Origin of the sequence: Azoarcus sp. TTM-91 (assembly GCF_012911025.1) — a bacterium.
In the GTDB taxonomy this organism is placed as follows: domain Bacteria; phylum Pseudomonadota; class Gammaproteobacteria; order Burkholderiales; family Rhodocyclaceae; genus Azoarcus.
Genome location: NZ_WUEI01000018.1, coordinates 1 through 15,516 on the forward strand (window position 1 = coordinate 1; position 15,516 = coordinate 15,516).

Here is a 15,516-nt window from a genome sequence, read left to right on the forward strand (position 1 = left end):
CCCCCAGGCTGCGCGTCAGCGCGAGGGTGAGCATCTCCGCCGGCTGGGCTACCCAGCGGCTGTCAGCATAGCTGCGCCGCTGCAAGCCCTGCTCGCCGTCCAGGCGGTACTGCATGGCCGCGCTGCGCAGCCAGGCGGGCGCGCTGACCTGGACGGCGAGCAGGCCCTCTAGCGGCATCCCAGGCTGCGCCTTGTCCGGCGGCGGCAGGTCGTACAGCGCGGGAGTACGCGGGACAGGCACGATGGAGTTGCAAGCGGTCAGCGTAATCGCACCAAATAACAAGGAAAGACGGAACAGGGATGAAAGGCGCATGGCGACGGTCAGCTCAAGGGGCCGGACGGGAATATCCCGGCTCGCCCGGGCCTGGCACCCGCTCTCCACGGCCGGTGATGAGAATCTGCGGGCTGCCTTCGATCTGATCGATCAGGATGCCGAGACGCTGGGTGGTGGCGGTGAGTTCCTTCAACAGCAAGGTGACTTGCGGCAGAGTTTCTCCGGCCAGGTTGTCACCGGTGCGGCCCACCGTCTGCTCAACCTGCTCCGCAGTCTGCGCCAACCGCCCCATCAGGCTGCGCAGTTCGATCAGCGTAGGTTCAGCCTGGCGGCTGGCGCGCTCCACGTTCGCCAGGGTGCTTGAAAGCCGCTCCACATTGGCGGGGCTCAGAATCTCGCGTACCGCGTCCAGCGTTTGCGGCAGCTGGGAAAATGTCCTGTCCATACCCGCGGAGGCGGACTCCACCCGGGCAAGCGTGTTGCGCAGCCGCCGCACGCCCTCTTCGTCCAGCACAGCGCTCAACTGGTCGGCGATGGTCTTGAAGCGCTGCGCGATGGCCAGCGCGGTATCGGTAATCTGTTCCACAGTGCCCGCCTCCAGCGGCAGGCGTGGCAACTCGCCGGCGGAAGCGCGCAGCGGCGTCGGATCGCTGCCGTGATCCTCCAGCTGGATATAGGCCAGGCCGGTGAGCCCTTGGGTGGCGAGACGGGCGCGGGTGCCCTGCGTCAGCGGAATCTCGTCCCGGATACGGATGCGGACGAGGATGTTGCGGCTGTCCTGGGGGTCCAGCCGGATTTCAGCCACGTTACCAGCGGGAATGCCACGGAAACGCACCCGCGCCTGGTGGTTCAGTCCATTGACTGAGCCCTGGGACACCAGCAGGTATTCGTGCATGCGCTCCCGATGGCCGGAGAACCACCACAGGGCCAGTATCAGCGCAGCGCCCATCACCAACACGAAACAGCCGGCGGCAAGAGCGTGGGAACGATTCTCCATCTCAACCCTCCCCATCAGCTGACATGACGGCCCGCCGGCGTTGGCCGTGGAAGAAGCGTTGGACGAAGGGGTGGTCCAGGGCCAAGGTTCGCTCCAGGGTGTCGTGGCTGACGATGCGCTTGTCCGCCAGGATGGCGACGCGGCTCGCCAGAGCGGCCAGGGTGTCTAGGTCGTGGGTGATGAGGATCACCGTCAGATGGAGTTGCCGGTGCAGAGTTCGGATCAGCTCGATGAAGGCCGCACTGCGGTCCGGGTCCAAGCCGGCGGTGGGTTCGTCCAGCAGCAGCAACTCGGGCTCCAGCGCCAGCGCCCGGGCGAGCGCGGCGCGCTTGACCATGCCGCCGGAGAGCTCTGCCGGCATCAGCGCCGCATGGGTGGGTTCCATTTCCACCATGGAGAGCTTCAGGCGTACCAGCGCGGCGATCTCCTCCTCGCTCGCCACGCCCTGCTCGCGCAAGGGAAAAGCAATGTTCTCGCCGACGTTGAAAGCCGAAAACAAGGCGCCATGCTGGAACAGCACACCGAAGCGCCTGCGACGGGCCATGCGCTCCGCCAGCTGGCCGGCGTGCAGCGCCTCGCCGAAGAGGCGGATGCTGCCGGCCTCCGGGCGGGTCAGGCCGATGATGTGGCGCATCAGCGTGGTCTTGCCGCTGCCCGAACCACCGACCAAGGCGACGATTTCCCCGGCCGGCACGACGAGATCGACGCCATCGTGTATCAGCTGATCCCGGAAACGGGTGCGTACCCCCTGCAACTCGATTACCGACGCGCTCACGCCACCACTCCCACCGTGCGGGTGGCGATGGCGAAAGCGGCGTCGGCGAGGATGACGATGGTGATGGCCGACACCACCGAGGCGGTGGTGCTCGCCGACAGGCTCTCGGTATTCGGCTGCACCCGCAGGCCGAAATGGCAGGCCACCAGGGCGATCAGTAGACCAAACACGGCGCCCTTCAGCAGGCCGATATAAAGGTTCGCGATGGGTACGACCCGCGGCAAGGTCTCCAGGAAAAAAGACGGTGCCAGGCCCAGTTCCACCCAGGCGGACACCGCCCCGCCCAGCAGCGCCACCGCCGAGGTCCACAACACCAGCAGCGGCATGGCCAGCATCAGCGCGAAGACCTTGGGCAACACCAGCCGCTGGCTGCGGGAGACGCCCATTGCCGCCAGTGCATCGATTTCCTCGGTGACCCGCATCACACCTAACTGCGCGGTCATCGCCGAGCCCGAGCGGCCAGCCACCAGCACCGACACCAGGACCGGCCCCAACTCCCGGATGATCCCAAGGCCGAGGATGTTGATGATGAAAATGTCCGCCCCGAAGGTCTTCAGTTGCAGGGAGGAGAGATAGGACAGCACCACCCCGATCAGGAAGCCCACCATCGCCGCCACCGGCATGGCCTTCACGCCGACCTTGTAGACACCGGCCGACACCTCCGCCAGCGGAAACTGACGCGGATTGCGCAGCAGGTGGATGCAGTCGAGGAACAGTTGCCCGAGCAGGGCAATGAAATGCAGCGCGTGATCGACGAAACCGAGCAATGCATCACCGAGGGCGACAACTGCCGCACGAGGGCCGAAAGGTGCCGTTCTCGGCAAGGCGTCCGCCGGTATCGTGGCGGCCCGTTCGATGATGCGACGATGTTGCTGCTGGAGAGAGACCTTCGCCGGCCAGCGCTCACCCCAGGCACGCCAGATCAGGATTGCGCCGAAGCTGTCCAGGCGGACGATGGCCCCAAGATCCCATTCGGTGCTCGCAGAGGCCTGCGCCAGCGTGCGGCGTATCCCACCGATGTCCTGCCCCAGGCTGTTCAGCGACCAATCCCCCGCCAGTTCCAGCCGCGCGCCCGCTGCTCGGATGCTGGCGGCAGCAATGCGCGGCGCCATGGGCAGTACGGGTCAGCTCAAGCGGCCGCAGCCGGCCGGACGGCGGCCGAACGGATGAACAGCCCGCGGCCCACCGACAGCCACTGGCGCTGCTCCTCCTCCAGCGCGGCGGCGGTGAGCGGCAGCTTCTGCAGCCATCCCGCGGCAGTGTTCACCGAGAAACCACGGCCTTCCCGTGCAATCTTCACCGGCGGCAACCCGCGCTTGTCCCTCGCGCGGTGGATCACCACCGCCAGCCGCAGGCAAGCGATCAGCAACCAGTCGGAACTGCCAGGATCGATAGCGGCAACCCGCTCCAGCTTGCCGCGGTGGGCGAGCACGATGCGCGCCAAGCGGCCCTGGTCCATGCGGGAGAAGCCAGGCATGTCTGCATTTGCCAGGATGTAGGCGCTGTGCTTGTGATAACTGGAGTGCGCCACCGAGATGCCGATCTCGTGCAGCAGCGCAGCCCAGCGCAGAAAGCGCCGGTCGGGGTGATCCGGCTCGGCGGCCTCCGGGGCCAGTTGCTCGAGGAAATAGCAAGCAGTGTCCGCCACCTGCTCCGCCTGCCGCATGTCCACCCGGTAGCGGGAGGTGAAAGCGTTGACGGTGGCGTCCCGCAGATCGGCATGGTGGTAGCGGCCCAGCAGGTCGTAGAGCACGCCCAGGCGTAGCGCGCCCTCGGAGAACACCATGCGGTCCAGTCCGAACTCCTTGAACACCGCACTCATGATCGCCAGGCCGCCGAGCAGCACCGGCAGGCGGTCGCCCTTCAAGCCGCTCAGTTCCAGGGCGTGGATGTTGCCGGCGCGCAGCAGCAGGGTCTTGAGCTTCTCCAGGCCGTCGCGGGTGATGCCGCCGTTGGAAAGGCCGTTCTGCTCCAGGATCTCCGCCAGCGCCTTTGCCGATCCGCTGGAGCCGACCGCCAATTCCCAGCCGACCTCCCGGTAGGCATGAGCGATGGCTTGCAGCTCGCGGCGGGCAGCCAGCTCAGCCTCCTTCATGCCGCGCTTCTCCACCCGGCCGTCGGGGAAGTAACTCAGGCTGTAACCCACGCAGCCCATGTACAGCGACTCCAGCATCAGCGGCTCGAAACTCTTGCCGATGATGAACTCGGTGGAACCGCCCCCGATGTCCACCACCAGTTGCTGGCGGTGCGGGTCAGGCAGGGTGTGAGCCACGCCGACATAGATCAGCCGCGCTTCTTCCCGGCCGGCAATGACCTCGATAGGAAAACCCAGCGCTGCCTCGGCCCGGACGAGGAAATCCGGCGCGTTCTTTGCCACCCGCAGGGTATTCGTCGCCACTGCCCGCACCGCGCCGGCGGAGAAGCCGGCCAGGCGCTCATGGAAGCGCTGCAGGGCGGCAACGCCCCGCTGCTGGGCGGCCATGTCCAGCCACTTCTCGGGCGAAAGACCGGCTGCAAGCCGCACCGGCTCCTTCAGACCATCCAGCGGATAGATCTGGTTATTGACGATACGCCCCACCTGAAGCCGGAAGCTGTTTGAACCCAGATCGATGGCAGCGATCAATTCTTGCATCGTGTCGGACTATGGCTTGCGATGTTCGCAGGAGCGCCGATTCTAGCACTGCGACCGGCCCCGCCAGCCGGCTTTCCAGGCGGAGCTGCCGTCATCTAAATGCAAAGGAAATGTCACATAATCGGCAGTGATTTTCCCGTCCCGGACGCCTCATGAACAGACCGCTCAACCTCAAGCGTTTTCCGACAGAGCATTTCATCAATCGCGAACTTTCCCTGCTGCAATTCCAACGCAGGGTGCTGGCCCAGGCAGCCGACAAAGGCGTCCCCCTGCTCGAGCGCCTGCGCTTCCTCTGCATCGTCTCCAGCAACCTGGACGAGTTCTTCGAGATCCGCGTTTCCGGCATCAAGGAACAGATCCGCCTGCTGAGCGGCGCCTCCGGCAATGACGGCCTCTCCCCTGCCGATCTGCTCGCCCGGCTGAGTACCGAGGTGCACAAGCTGATCGCTGAACAGTACTCGCTGCTGAACGACGACATCCTCCCCGCGCTTCAGGCCGAAGGCGTGGTGTTCTTGCGTCGCCGGCAGTGGAGCGATGCGCAGCGTGCCTGGATCGCCGACTACTTCCAGCGCGAAGTGATGCCGGTGCTGACGCCTATCGGCCTGGACCCGGCGCACCCTTTCCCTCGCGTGCTCAACAAAAGCCTGAATTTCGCCGTCGAACTGGAGGGCCGCGATGCCTTCGGCCGCGACTCCGGGGCGGCCATCGTGCAGGCGCCGCGTGCCCTGCCCCGCGTCATCCGCCTGCCGTCCGACATCTGCGAAGCGGAATACACCTTCGTCTTCCTGTCCTCGGTCCTGCACGACCAGGTCGGCGCCCTGTTCAGCGGCATGAACGTACTCGGCTGCTACCAGTTCCGTGTCACTCGCAATTCCGACCTCTTCGTCGACGAGGAAGAAGTGAAAGACTTGCGCGCCACGCTGAAGGGCGAGTTGCAACAGCGCCATTACGGCGACGCGGTGCGCCTGGAGGTGGCCGACAACTGCTCCGAGGAAATGGCTGATTTCCTGCTGCAGCATTTCCGCCTCGGCCGCGACGATCTCTATCGCACCCCGGGCATCGTCAACCTGGTACGGCTGATGCAAGTACCCGACTGGGTAGACAGGCCGGACCTGAAGTACCCACCCTTCCTTCCCGGCCTGCCGCGTGCGCTGGACAAGCGCCGCGAAATCTTCGCGGCCATCCGCAGCCAGGACATCCTGCTGCACCACCCCTTCCAGAGCTTCGCGCCGGTGATCGACCTGCTGCGCGCGGCAGCCGACGATCCGCAGGTGGTCGCCATCAAGATGACGGTCTACCGCACCGGGACGGACTCCGTGCTGATGGAGCACCTGGTGCGCGCGGCGCAGAAGGGCAAGGAAGTCACCGTCGTGCTGGAACTGATGGCGCGCTTCGACGAGGAAGCGAACATCTCCTGGGCAAACCGCCTTGAGGAGGTGGGGGTGCACGTCGTCTATGGCGTGTTCGGCTACAAGACCCACGCCAAGCTGCTAATGCTGGTACGCCGCGAGGAGAGCGGCCTGCGCCGCTATGTGCACCTGGGCACCGGCAACTACCATCCGCGCACCACCCGCTTCTACACTGATTTCGGCCTGCTGACCTGCAACGAAGACATCGGCGAGGACGTCGCCGAGCTGTTCAAGCAGCTCACCGGCCTGGGCAAGGCGTCGGCGCTGCGTCACCTGTGGCAAGCACCCTTCTCGCTGCAGCCCAATGTGGTGGCTGCCATCCAGCGGGAAACGGAAATCGCCGCCGCCGGCCGCAAGGGCCGCATCATCGCCAAGATGAACGCGCTGCTTGAGCCAGAGACGATAGAGGCGCTGTATGCCGCCTCCCAGGCCGGGGTGGAGATCGACCTCATCGTCCGCGGCCCCTGCGCGCTGCGCCCTGGCGTGCCGGGCCTGTCCGAGAACATCCGGGTGCGGTCGGTGATCGGCCGCTTCCTGGAACATCACCGCATCTTCCACTTCCACGCGGACGGCGAAGACGTGATCTATCTCTCCAGCGCCGATTGGATGGACCGCAACTTCTTCCGCCGCATCGAGATCGCCTTCCCGGTACTCGATCCCCGCCTGAAGCGGCGGGTGATGAAGGAAGGCCTGCGCCCCTACCTGGGCGACAATTGCCAGGCCTGGGAGATGCAGCCGGACGGCAGTTACCGCCGAAAGACGCCGCGCGGTACGCGCCGCGCCGCGCAGATCATCCTGCTCGCGGAGCTGTCGGCAGCCAGCTGATTTCGCACACGCAGACAAGCAAAAAAGGGCGCACCACGGTGCGCCCTTTCCTTTATGGCGGCCAGCCCGTATTACTTGGCCTTGCGGCGAAATGCCACACCGGAGAGACCCGCGGCGGCCAGCAGCGCCAGCAGGGACGGTTCGGGCACATGGGTAGGATTGCCCGGCGCGGAAGCATCATCCACGCCGTCCAGCCAGACGCTCCAGAAGGTGCCCTTGCCTGTACCGTTGGCAGGCTGATCCCAGTCGCCGATGGCGACTGGCGTCTGCGAATCAAAGGTGAAGCCGTCGCTCAGCGAGTAACCCAGCGCCCAGTTGTTGTAGGTCGCGATAGTAAAGATGTAACTACCCGCCTCCAGGAAAGGAAGGGCGAAACCGGAGTCGAACCGGGTCTGGCCAGGGGCGATGCTGGCATCATCATCGTTCTCGTCTACACGGCTGCCGTCGGCCTTCCACAGCGCGGTGATCGGGTCGAAGTTCACACCGTCCAGGAAGGAGTCGGTCCATACCCGCACGTTGGTGGCGTCATTGTTCAGCGTGAACGACACCTGGATCACGTCATTGTGATTGGTGATGTTCCCGGTGAAGTTGAACAGAGCGGCTTGGCTAGGCGCGGCCACCGTCAGAAGGGCAGCGGCCAGGAGGGCGGTCTTCATTCTTATCTGGTCCAAGTTGATCAAAAAACCACGAGCATAAAGCAAGCCCCGGACCAGATTACCCAACTTGGTGTTGTATATCACTTTTTATACAACTCACCGGATATTCAAAGAGCGGAATGTAAAAAAAGCCGACAGCCTTGAGCAGTCAAAAGGAATAGCGCATGCGCTTACTTCCTTTGCGCACCAATCACCCCTGAAACCTCGCGAATCAATGAAATCACTTTCTGGATCTGGGTGCCGCTGCCTACTTCCATGGTGAAACGCATGAAGGCGGTACCCTTCTTGGTGAGCGTATTTACCGCGATGACGTTGAGCTTCTCTCTCGACAGCACTTCCGATATATCCCGCAGCAATCCCTGGCGGTCTGTCGCCTGGACCGCGATATCCACCGGAAAAACAGCCTGTTTGTTGTTGTAGGCCTGGTCGCCCCACTCCGCCTCTATCACCCGCTCCGGATGGCGGTGGGCCAGCAACTGGAAATCATGGCAATCCACCCGGTGGATGGAGACGCCGCGTCCGCGGGTCACGAAACCCTCGATGGCATCCGGCGGCGCCGGCTTGCAGCAGCGCGACAGCGAGGTCATCAGCTTGCCTACACCGACGATGAGGATCTTGTCGCTGTTGTCGCCAGAGCGGCTGCGGCCGACGACGATTTCCGGCTCGGCCGGGGCCTCGGCGGATGCATCTGCCTCGCGCAGGGCCATCTGCACCGCCCGCGGCCCGATCTCGCCCCGGCCGGCGGCCACGTATAGTGCATCCGCGTTCTTGAAGCCCAGCCGCTCGGCCAGCCCGTCGATGTTGGCCTGGCCGTGGCCGTCGCGCTGCATCTCGCGGTTAACGAAGCTGCGGCCGCGACTCAGCAGTTCCTCTTCTTCCTGCTGGCTGAAGTACTGCTTGATCTTGCTCCGCGCCCGGCTGGTGGCCACATAACCTTGGCGAGGGTCCAGCCAGTCGCGGGACGGGCCACCCTCCTTCACGGTGGTGATCTCCACCGTCTGCCCGCTCTGCAGCTGGGTATTCAGCGGCACCAGGTGGCCATCCACCTTGGCACCCCGACAGCGGTGGCCGAGATCGGTATGCAGCCGGTAGGCGAAGTCCACTGGCGTCGCGCCGGTAGGCAGGTCTACGACCCTGCCCTGGGGGGTCAGCACATAGAGGGTATCGTCCAGCGAGGCGCGCTTGAACTGCTCCACCCATTTCGCCGAGTCGGTGACTTCATCCCGCCAAGACAGAAGATTGCGGAGCAACGCGATCTTGTCGTCGTAATCGCCGCCGTGGCTGCTACCTTCCTTGTAGCGCCAGTGCGCCGCTACGCCGAGCTCGGCATGGCGGTGCATATCGTGGGTGCGGATCTGCACCTCCAGCGCGCGGCCATCACCGGCGAGGACCGCGGTGTGCAGCGACTGGTAGTTGTTACCCTTGGGCTTGGTGATGTAGTCGTCGAATTCCTGGCTGATCGGCTGCCACAACTGGTGGACGATCCCGAGCACCGTGTAGCAGTCCTTCACCTCCGCCACCAGCACCCGCAGGGCGCGGATGTCGTAGACCTGGGAGAAATCCAGCCGCTTCGCCCGCATCTTGTTGTAGATGCTGTAGATGTGCTTGGGGCGGCCGTGGATCTCGGCCTTGATACCGACCTCCTCCAGTTCCTCGCCCAGCCGGGTGATCGCGTTGCGGATGAACTCCTCGCGCTCAACCCGGCGCTCGTCCAGCATTTTGGCGATGCGCTTGTAGGTGTCGGGCTCCAGGAAACGGAAGGAGAGATCCTCCAGTTCCCACTTCAGCTGCCAGACGCCGAGGCGGTTGGCCAGCGGCGCGTATATATCCAGGCTCTCCCGGGCGACCTCGAAGCGGGCCTCGCTCGGGTTCTCGGTGAAATAGCGCAGGGTCTGCGTGCGGGAGGCAAGCCGCAGCAGAACGACGCGGATGTCCTCCACCATCGCCAGCAGCATCTTGCGCAGCACTTCGGTCTGGGCGCGGATCTCCGGCGCGGTGGCGAGCGCGGTGGCGCGCGTGATGACACGCAGGCCGTTCAGCCGCAGCAAGCCATGAACAAGGCGCGCAACCGGTCCGCCGAAGCGGCTCTCGATGAGTTCGTTGCAATCGACGCCATCATCCAGGTACTCGCCGATCGCGAACAACAGCGCGGCGATCCGCGTTTCGGCATCCAGCCGCAGCGAAGCGGCAATCAGCGCCATGCCCAGCGCGTGCGTCCAGACCGACTCGCCGGTGCCCAGCACATGTCCCTCATAGGTTTCGGCGGCCAGATCCAGGGCCTTCTCGATCAACGCGCGATCGTTGGCGCAGAGACCGGCTGAGATGAGGTCTACCGGGGGAGCGGCATCGTTGGGAGAGACGGCGTGGGTGACGGAAACCATAGGGCGGGATTATCCCATATCGGGTCTTTCGAGGTGCTAAGATCGCGCCACCGAAGGCCAGTCGGCCTTCGTCGCCCCCAGCTAGAAATGACGGAAAACAATACAGCCAGGCCTCGCAGCCGGCGGCGCATCTGGATTGCCCTCGCCGTGCTGGTCATCATTGCCGGCGGAATCGGCGGGGCCTTCGTTTCCGAAGAACTCCTGAGCTCCCGCCTGCAGGCGCGCTACCTCAGCGCACTGGGCCGGGAACTGAGCTTCCCGGTGCAACCCGGCGCAGGCGAGTTCCTGCCCGCTCCCGATGGTCCCTATGACGGCCGGCTCGGTTACAACCAGATGCCCGCCTTTGTCGCCCGGCTTGTGGAGCGCGGCCATGTGGTGACCCGCCAGGCGCGCCCCTCCCCCCGCCTGGTGGAGTTGACCGATCTCGGCCTGTTCCCTATCTACCATGAGAAGAACCGCGCCGGACTGCGCCTGCTCGACTGCGAAGGCGGGGCGCTGCAGGCCGCACTTTACCCGGAACGGGGCTACGAGCGTTTCGAGGACATTCCCCCCTTGCTGGTCAATTCCCTGCTCTTCATCGAGAACCGGGAGCTGCTGGACCCCACGCAGCCGCGTCGCAATCCGGCCATCGAATGGGGACGCTTCGCCAAGGCCGCGGCAGATCAGGTCATCAGCGTCGTCGCGGAAGACCGCAGCACACCCGGCGGCAGCACGCTTGCCACCCAGATCGAGAAGTACCGCCACTCGCCCGACGGCCGTACCGGCAGCCGGCAGGAAAAGCTGCGGCAGATGGGCAGCGCTTCGGTCCGCGCCTATCTCGATGGGGAGGACACGCTGAAAACCCGGCAACGCATCGTGCTGGACTACCTCAATACCGTTCCCTTGTCGGCCAAGGCTGGCTTCGGCGAGGTCAACGGCATGGGGGATGGCCTGTGGGCCTGGTACGGGCGGGACTTCGACGAGGTGAACCGCATCCTCGGCGGCCCCTTGGTGGAAACCGGCCGGGTGGAGAATGGCGAGGACCTGCCGGCGCGCGCGCTGGCCTTCAAACAAGCCTTGTCGCTGACCATCGCCCAGCGGCGCCCTTCCTACTATCTGGCAGGCGGCGCCCAAGGCCTGAATGAACTGACCGACGCCCACCTGCGCCTGCTTGCCGATGAAGGCGTCATCCAGCCCTCGTTGCGGGATGCCGCCCTGGCGGTGAAGCTGAAGCTGCGCGAAGAGCCGGTCGCGGCACCGCCGGTCGCCTTCGTCACCCGCAAGGCGGTCACCTCGCTGCGTGCCCACCTTTCCGGCCTGCTGGGCGTGCCGCGGCTGTATGACCTGGACCGCCTGGATCTCTCCGCCTCCAGCACGCTGCATGGCGCGGTCCAGCGCAACGTCACAGCGGTACTGCGCGAGTTGGGCAATCCGGCCCGTGCCCGCGAGGCTGGCCTCTACGGCTTCCGCATGTTTTCCGAGGGGCAGGATCCCTCCAAGGTGATGTTCAGCTTCACCTTGTACGAGAGCACCGGCGGCGCAAACCGCCTGCGGCTGCAGACGGACAATTACGACCAGCCCTTCGACATCAACGAAGGCGCCAGGCTGGACCTGGGTTCGACCGCCAAGCTGCGCACCCTGGTGAGCTATCTGGAACTAGTGGCCGCGCTGCACACCGAGTACGCCGGCCGCGACGCAGCCGAGTTGCGCCGCCTCCCCCGCCAGGGCTCCGACTTCCTCACCCATTGGGCGCTGGACTACCTTGCCACCGCGAGCGACCGGGACCTGAAGCCGATGCTGGAAGCGGCTATGGAGCGGCGCTATTCCGCCAGCCCGCAGGAGCAGTTCTTCACCGGCGGCGGGCTGCACACCTTCGGCAACTTCAACCGCGAGGACGACAAGAAAGTCATGACGGTGCGCGAGGCCTTCCGCAACTCGGTGAACCTCGTCTTCATCCGCATGATGCGCGACATCGTCCGCTACCACGTCGCCCGGAACCCGGCCGCTTCCGGCATCTTCACCGACCCGGACGATCCCCGCCGCCGCGATTACCTCAATCGCTTCGCCGACCGCGAAGGCAAGGTCTTCCTCTCCACCTTCTATCGCAAGCACCAGGGCCGCAGCCCGGATGAGAGCGTGGGCCTGATGGTGGAAGGGCTGCAGCCGACGCCACGGCGCCTGGCGGTGATCCTGCGGGCGACCTGGCCGCAAGCCAGCCTGGCCGAATTCGGCGACGCCCTCGGCGTACACCTGCGGGAAAGCGACAAGCTGAGCGAGGGCGAAATCCGCGATCTCTACGACCGCTTCGGTCCCGGCCGCTACTCCCTGCCAGACCAAGGCTATCTGGCCGGCGTCCATCCGCTGGAGCTCTGGCTCGCCGGTTTCCTGCGCGCCCACCCGGGCGCCACGTTGCAGCAGGTGCTGGAGGCCAGCGGCGACGAACGCCTGGCGGTCTACACCTGGCTGTTCCGCACCCGCCACCGGAATGCACAGGACGTACGTATCCGCAGCCTGCTGGAAGTGGAAGCCTTCATCGAGATCGGCCACAGCTGGCGCCGCCTCGGCTATCCCTTCGAGTCGCTGACGCCCTCCTATGCCTCTTCCATCGGCAGCTCGGCAGACCGGCCCGCCGCGCTGGCGGAACTGGTGGGCATCATCGTGAACAAGGGCAAGCGCCTGCCGGTGGTCCGGCTGGACAGCCTGCACTTTGCCGCCGGCACGCCCTACGAAGCAGAACTGGTCCGCGGCACCGGCACGCCCGAGCAGGTACTGCCGGAGGCGCTGACCGAGGTGGTGCGCGGGGCGATGGTGGACGTCGCCGAGAACGGTACCGCGCGCAGGCTCAAGGGCGTGTTCCGCCGCAGCGACGGCAGTCCGCTGGTCGTCGGCGGCAAGACCGGTACTGGCGACCACCGCTACGACGTCTACGGCAAGGGGGGCCAGCTCGTTTCCTCCCGGGTAGTGACCCGCTCCGCCACGCTGGTCTTCCTCATCGGCGATCGCTTCTTCGGCACCCTGACTGCCTACGTCGGCGAGCCCTACGCGGAGCAGTACGCCTTCACCAGCTCCCTCGCCGTACAACTCGCTCGCTCCCTCGCCCCCCTGCTGGCGCCACTGATGGCGGAGGATGCACAGGGCCAGCCGGCCAGCTGCCGCCTCGCCAGCGACGCCTGACCCTCCGGCGACGGCCCGCGGGCGGCGCCGGCCTTGTGCCATCATCCGGCCTCGACAATAGAAACGGCTCGCAATGAAACCCTTCCGGAGCGGCGCCACGCCTGGCCACCCCTATCTCCTGCTCACCCTCACCGCCCTTTTCTGGGCCGGCAACATGGTGATGGGGCGCGCAATCCGCGCCGATGTCCCGCCCATCGCGCTGGCCTTCTGGCGCTGGGTCATCGCGCTGGCACTGGTGCTGCCCCTCGCCCTGCCCCACCTGCGCACCCAGTGGCCACTGCTGCGCAAAGCCTGGCGACCGGTGCTCATCCTCGGCGCGGTCGGCATCGGCGGCTACAACACCTTCGCCTACATCGCCCTGCAATACACCACCGCCACCAGCGCCACTCTGCTCAATTCCTTCATCCCGGTCGCCACCATCGCGCTGGCCTTCCTGCTGCTCGGCAAGCGGCTATCGGCCATGGAGGGCTGGGGCGTGCTGGTCTCCCTGTTCGGCGTGCTCACGCTGGTGAGCCACGGCAGCCTGCAGACCTTGCTGGGACTGAGCCTGAATACCGGCGACCTGTGGATGCTCACCGCGGTGCTCACCTGGGGCCTGTACACCGTAGGGCTGCAGTGGCGGCCGCAGGGCGTGGATCCAATGCTGATGCTGGCCGCCTTCACCATGGTCGGGCTGATCGTGCTGGCGCCGGTCTACGCCTGGGAGCTGTCCAGCGGCCGCAGCATCAATCCGAGCCTGCAGGCCATCGGCGGCATCCTCTACACCGGCGTCTTTCCCGGCTTTCTCGGCTACGTGTTCTACAACGCCGGCGTCGCCGCAGTCGGCCCCAACCGCAGCTCGCTCTTCATCCACCTGATGCCGGTGTTCGCCACCATCCTGGCTGCGCTGTTCCTGGATGAGCGGCCTTACTGGTATCACTTCGCCGGCATCGGGCTGGTGTTCGCCGGCATCCTCCTCACCACCCGCAAGCCGGCGAGCTGACGATGCTGCAGCGTTTGAAACAGTGGCTGGGCCTGGGCGAGAGGCAGCCGCGGATCGCAGAGGAAACCTGGCGCGAAGTGGAAGCCACCCTCCCCTTCCTCGGTTTCCTGGAGGAGGCGGACAGACTGCGCCTGCGCGCCATGGCCACCGAGTTCCTGGCGGTCAAGCAGTTCCACGGCGCCCAGGGGCTGCAGCTCACCGACCGGATGCTGCTCGCGATCGCGCTGCAAGCCTGCCTGCCAGTGCTCAATCTTGGCTTGCAGGCCTACAGCGGCTGGGTGGGCATCGTCGTCTACCCGGGTGATTTCGTCATTCCACGCAAGGAAATGGATGCGGACGGCGTGGTGCATGAGTACGACGACGAGGTCTTGGGCGAAGCCTGGGAAGGCGGGCCAGTGCTGCTCTCCTGGTTCGAGGACGAGGCGCCGGAGGGCGTGAACGTCGTCATCCATGAATTCGCCCACAAGCTGGACATGGAGAACGGCGGCGTGGATGGTCTGCCGCGGCTGCGGCCCGGCATGTCGGCCCAGGCCTGGGCGGAGGCCTTCGAGCTGGCCTACGAGCAGTTCTGCGCCCAGGTGGATGCTGGCGAGGAGACGCTGCTGGACCCGTATGGCGCTGAACATCCCGGCGAGTTCTTCGCCGTGGCCACGGAAACCTTCTTCGAGGCCCCTGCGCTGCTGCAGGAAGCCTTCCCCGAGGTTTACCGCCAGCTGGCCCGGTATTACCGGCTGGATCCCGCCGCCGGCGAGGGCAGATGGGCCGGACTGCAGCAAAGGTAATAAAAACTCATTTGTCGCAAATCCCCTGACCACAAGGGTTTCAGCGGCAAAATCCATTCCTGGAAATTGTTTTTCACATTGCGGGATCGAAGCCGTTTGGCACTCCCCCATTCGCCTGCCTAAGCTGAAATCACCGCTCTTGCGGCGGTGATTTGTTCTTGCAACGGAGGGTGTCACATGGCCATTACCTGGATTCTGGTTGCTAACGCCAGCCTGGCGAAGCTGTATGCGAACCTCGGCCCGAACAAGGGCTTGAAGCTGGTAAAGGAACTAATCCATCCGGCTAGCCGCCGGAAAAACGCCGACCTCGTAACCGACCGCCCCGGCAGCATGGCGGCAGGTGGTGTCTCAGGGGGCGCCAAGCAGCCGCAAACCTTGCCGAAGCAGCATGAGGCCAAGGTATTCGCGCAGGAGATCGCACAGACGCTCTACCTGGGGCGGGCGCAGAACGCGTTCCGCCGCGCCATCATCGTGGCTCCGCCGGCATTCATGGGGATGCTCAACACCGTGATGGATGGGCCCACCGCCCAGCTTGTCTCGGACCGTTTCGAGAAGGACTACACCAAGACGCCTGAACCGGAACTGGCCCTGCGCCTTTCCACCGCAATCTACCTCTGATTTCGACTGCCTCCCTCAGGGAGGCGCGAGGG

11 protein-coding genes and 1 pseudogene are annotated in these 15,516 nt (G+C 65.4%); 5 read left to right on the forward strand and 7 right to left on the reverse strand.

Annotated features, from left to right (window positions below):
* From GRF61_RS07475 to ppx, 5 genes and pseudogenes are all read right to left on the reverse strand, one after another.
* Window positions 1-241, reverse strand: a pseudogene (locus GRF61_RS07475) (hypothetical protein); the annotation flags it as partial.
* Window positions 242-326: 85 nt separating this feature from the next.
* Complete coding sequence (locus tag GRF61_RS07480; protein ID WP_169150048.1) at window positions 327-1,271, reverse strand: MlaD family protein; 945 nt, start codon at window positions 1,269-1,271, stop codon at window positions 327-329.
* A gap of 1 nt (window position 1,272) precedes the next feature.
* The gene (locus GRF61_RS07485; RefSeq protein WP_169150049.1) at window positions 1,273-2,046 is read right to left on the reverse strand and encodes an ATP-binding cassette domain-containing protein; all 774 of its coding nucleotides are present in this window, start codon (window positions 2,044-2,046) and stop codon (window positions 1,273-1,275) included.
* Window positions 2,043-3,158 (reverse strand): ABC transporter permease, encoded by a 1,116-nt coding sequence (locus GRF61_RS07490; protein WP_169150050.1) that lies wholly within the window; start codon window positions 3,156-3,158, stop codon window positions 2,043-2,045. The genes GRF61_RS07485 and GRF61_RS07490 overlap by 4 nt, the downstream gene beginning before the upstream one ends.
* A gap of 17 nt (window positions 3,159-3,175) precedes the next feature.
* On the reverse strand, window positions 3,176-4,678 hold the full coding sequence (gene ppx / locus GRF61_RS07495; protein WP_169150051.1) for an exopolyphosphatase: 1,503 nt from the start codon (window positions 4,676-4,678) through the stop codon (window positions 3,176-3,178).
* Between the two features lie 152 nt (window positions 4,679-4,830).
* Between ppx and ppk1 the strand changes: the two genes are divergently transcribed.
* Window positions 4,831-6,912, forward strand: a complete 2,082-nt coding sequence (gene ppk1, locus GRF61_RS07500) for a polyphosphate kinase 1 (RefSeq protein ID WP_169150052.1) — start codon at window positions 4,831-4,833, stop codon at window positions 6,910-6,912.
* 71 nt (window positions 6,913-6,983) lie between these two features.
* On the opposite strand, the gene GRF61_RS07505 is transcribed toward ppk1, so the two are convergent.
* Window positions 6,984-7,568: a DVUA0089 family protein gene (locus tag GRF61_RS07505; RefSeq protein ID WP_169150053.1), complete on the reverse strand. Its 585-nt coding sequence runs from the start codon at window positions 7,566-7,568 to the stop codon at window positions 6,984-6,986.
* 170 nt (window positions 7,569-7,738) lie between these two features.
* On the reverse strand, window positions 7,739-9,949 hold the full coding sequence (locus tag GRF61_RS07510; RefSeq protein WP_169150054.1) for a bifunctional (p)ppGpp synthetase/guanosine-3',5'-bis(diphosphate) 3'-pyrophosphohydrolase: 2,211 nt from the start codon (window positions 9,947-9,949) through the stop codon (window positions 7,739-7,741).
* A gap of 147 nt (window positions 9,950-10,096) precedes the next feature.
* On the opposite strand from GRF61_RS07510, the gene GRF61_RS07515 reads away from it, so the two are divergent.
* The 4 genes from GRF61_RS07515 to GRF61_RS07530 all read left to right on the forward strand — a co-directional run bounded on the left by GRF61_RS07515 (window position 10,097) and on the right by GRF61_RS07530 (window position 15,484).
* Window positions 10,097-13,102, forward strand: a complete 3,006-nt coding sequence (locus GRF61_RS07515; protein WP_348982361.1) for a transglycosylase domain-containing protein — start codon at window positions 10,097-10,099, stop codon at window positions 13,100-13,102.
* Window positions 13,103-13,175: 73 nt separating this feature from the next.
* On the forward strand, window positions 13,176-14,084 hold the full coding sequence (locus tag GRF61_RS07520; protein WP_169150056.1) for a DMT family transporter: 909 nt from the start codon (window positions 13,176-13,178) through the stop codon (window positions 14,082-14,084).
* Window positions 14,085-14,086: 2 nt separating this feature from the next.
* Window positions 14,087-14,866 carry a M90 family metallopeptidase gene (locus GRF61_RS07525; RefSeq protein ID WP_169150057.1) on the forward strand — a complete coding sequence of 260 codons (780 nt, stop codon included), beginning with the start codon at window positions 14,087-14,089 and terminating at the stop codon, window positions 14,864-14,866.
* 177 nt (window positions 14,867-15,043) lie between these two features.
* The gene (locus GRF61_RS07530; RefSeq protein WP_169150058.1) at window positions 15,044-15,484 is read left to right on the forward strand and encodes a host attachment protein; all 441 of its coding nucleotides are present in this window, start codon (window positions 15,044-15,046) and stop codon (window positions 15,482-15,484) included.
* Window positions 15,485-15,516: the final 32 nt, after the last annotated feature.

Excerpts from the sequence above, each read along its gene's own strand:
- GRF61_RS07480 (WP_169150048.1), bottom strand. The coding sequence starts at position 1,271 with ATGGAGAATCGTTCCCACGCTCTTGCCGCCGGCTGTTTCGTGTTGGTG.
- GRF61_RS07490 (WP_169150050.1), bottom strand. The coding sequence starts at position 3,158 with ATGGCGCCGCGCATTGCTGCCGCCAGCATCCGAGCAGCGGGCGCGCGG.
- ppx (WP_169150051.1), bottom strand. The coding sequence starts at position 4,678 with ATGCAAGAATTGATCGCTGCCATCGATCTGGGTTCAAACAGCTTCCGG.
- ppk1 (WP_169150052.1), top strand. The coding sequence starts at position 4,831 with ATGAACAGACCGCTCAACCTCAAGCGTTTTCCGACAGAGCATTTCATC.
- GRF61_RS07505 (WP_169150053.1), bottom strand. The coding sequence starts at position 7,568 with ATGAAGACCGCCCTCCTGGCCGCTGCCCTTCTGACGGTGGCCGCGCCT.
- GRF61_RS07510 (WP_169150054.1), bottom strand. The coding sequence starts at position 9,949 with ATGGTTTCCGTCACCCACGCCGTCTCTCCCAACGATGCCGCTCCCCCG.
- GRF61_RS07520 (WP_169150056.1), top strand. The coding sequence starts at position 13,176 with ATGAAACCCTTCCGGAGCGGCGCCACGCCTGGCCACCCCTATCTCCTG.
- GRF61_RS07525 (WP_169150057.1), top strand. The coding sequence starts at position 14,087 with ATGCTGCAGCGTTTGAAACAGTGGCTGGGCCTGGGCGAGAGGCAGCCG.
- GRF61_RS07530 (WP_169150058.1), top strand. The coding sequence starts at position 15,044 with ATGGCCATTACCTGGATTCTGGTTGCTAACGCCAGCCTGGCGAAGCTG.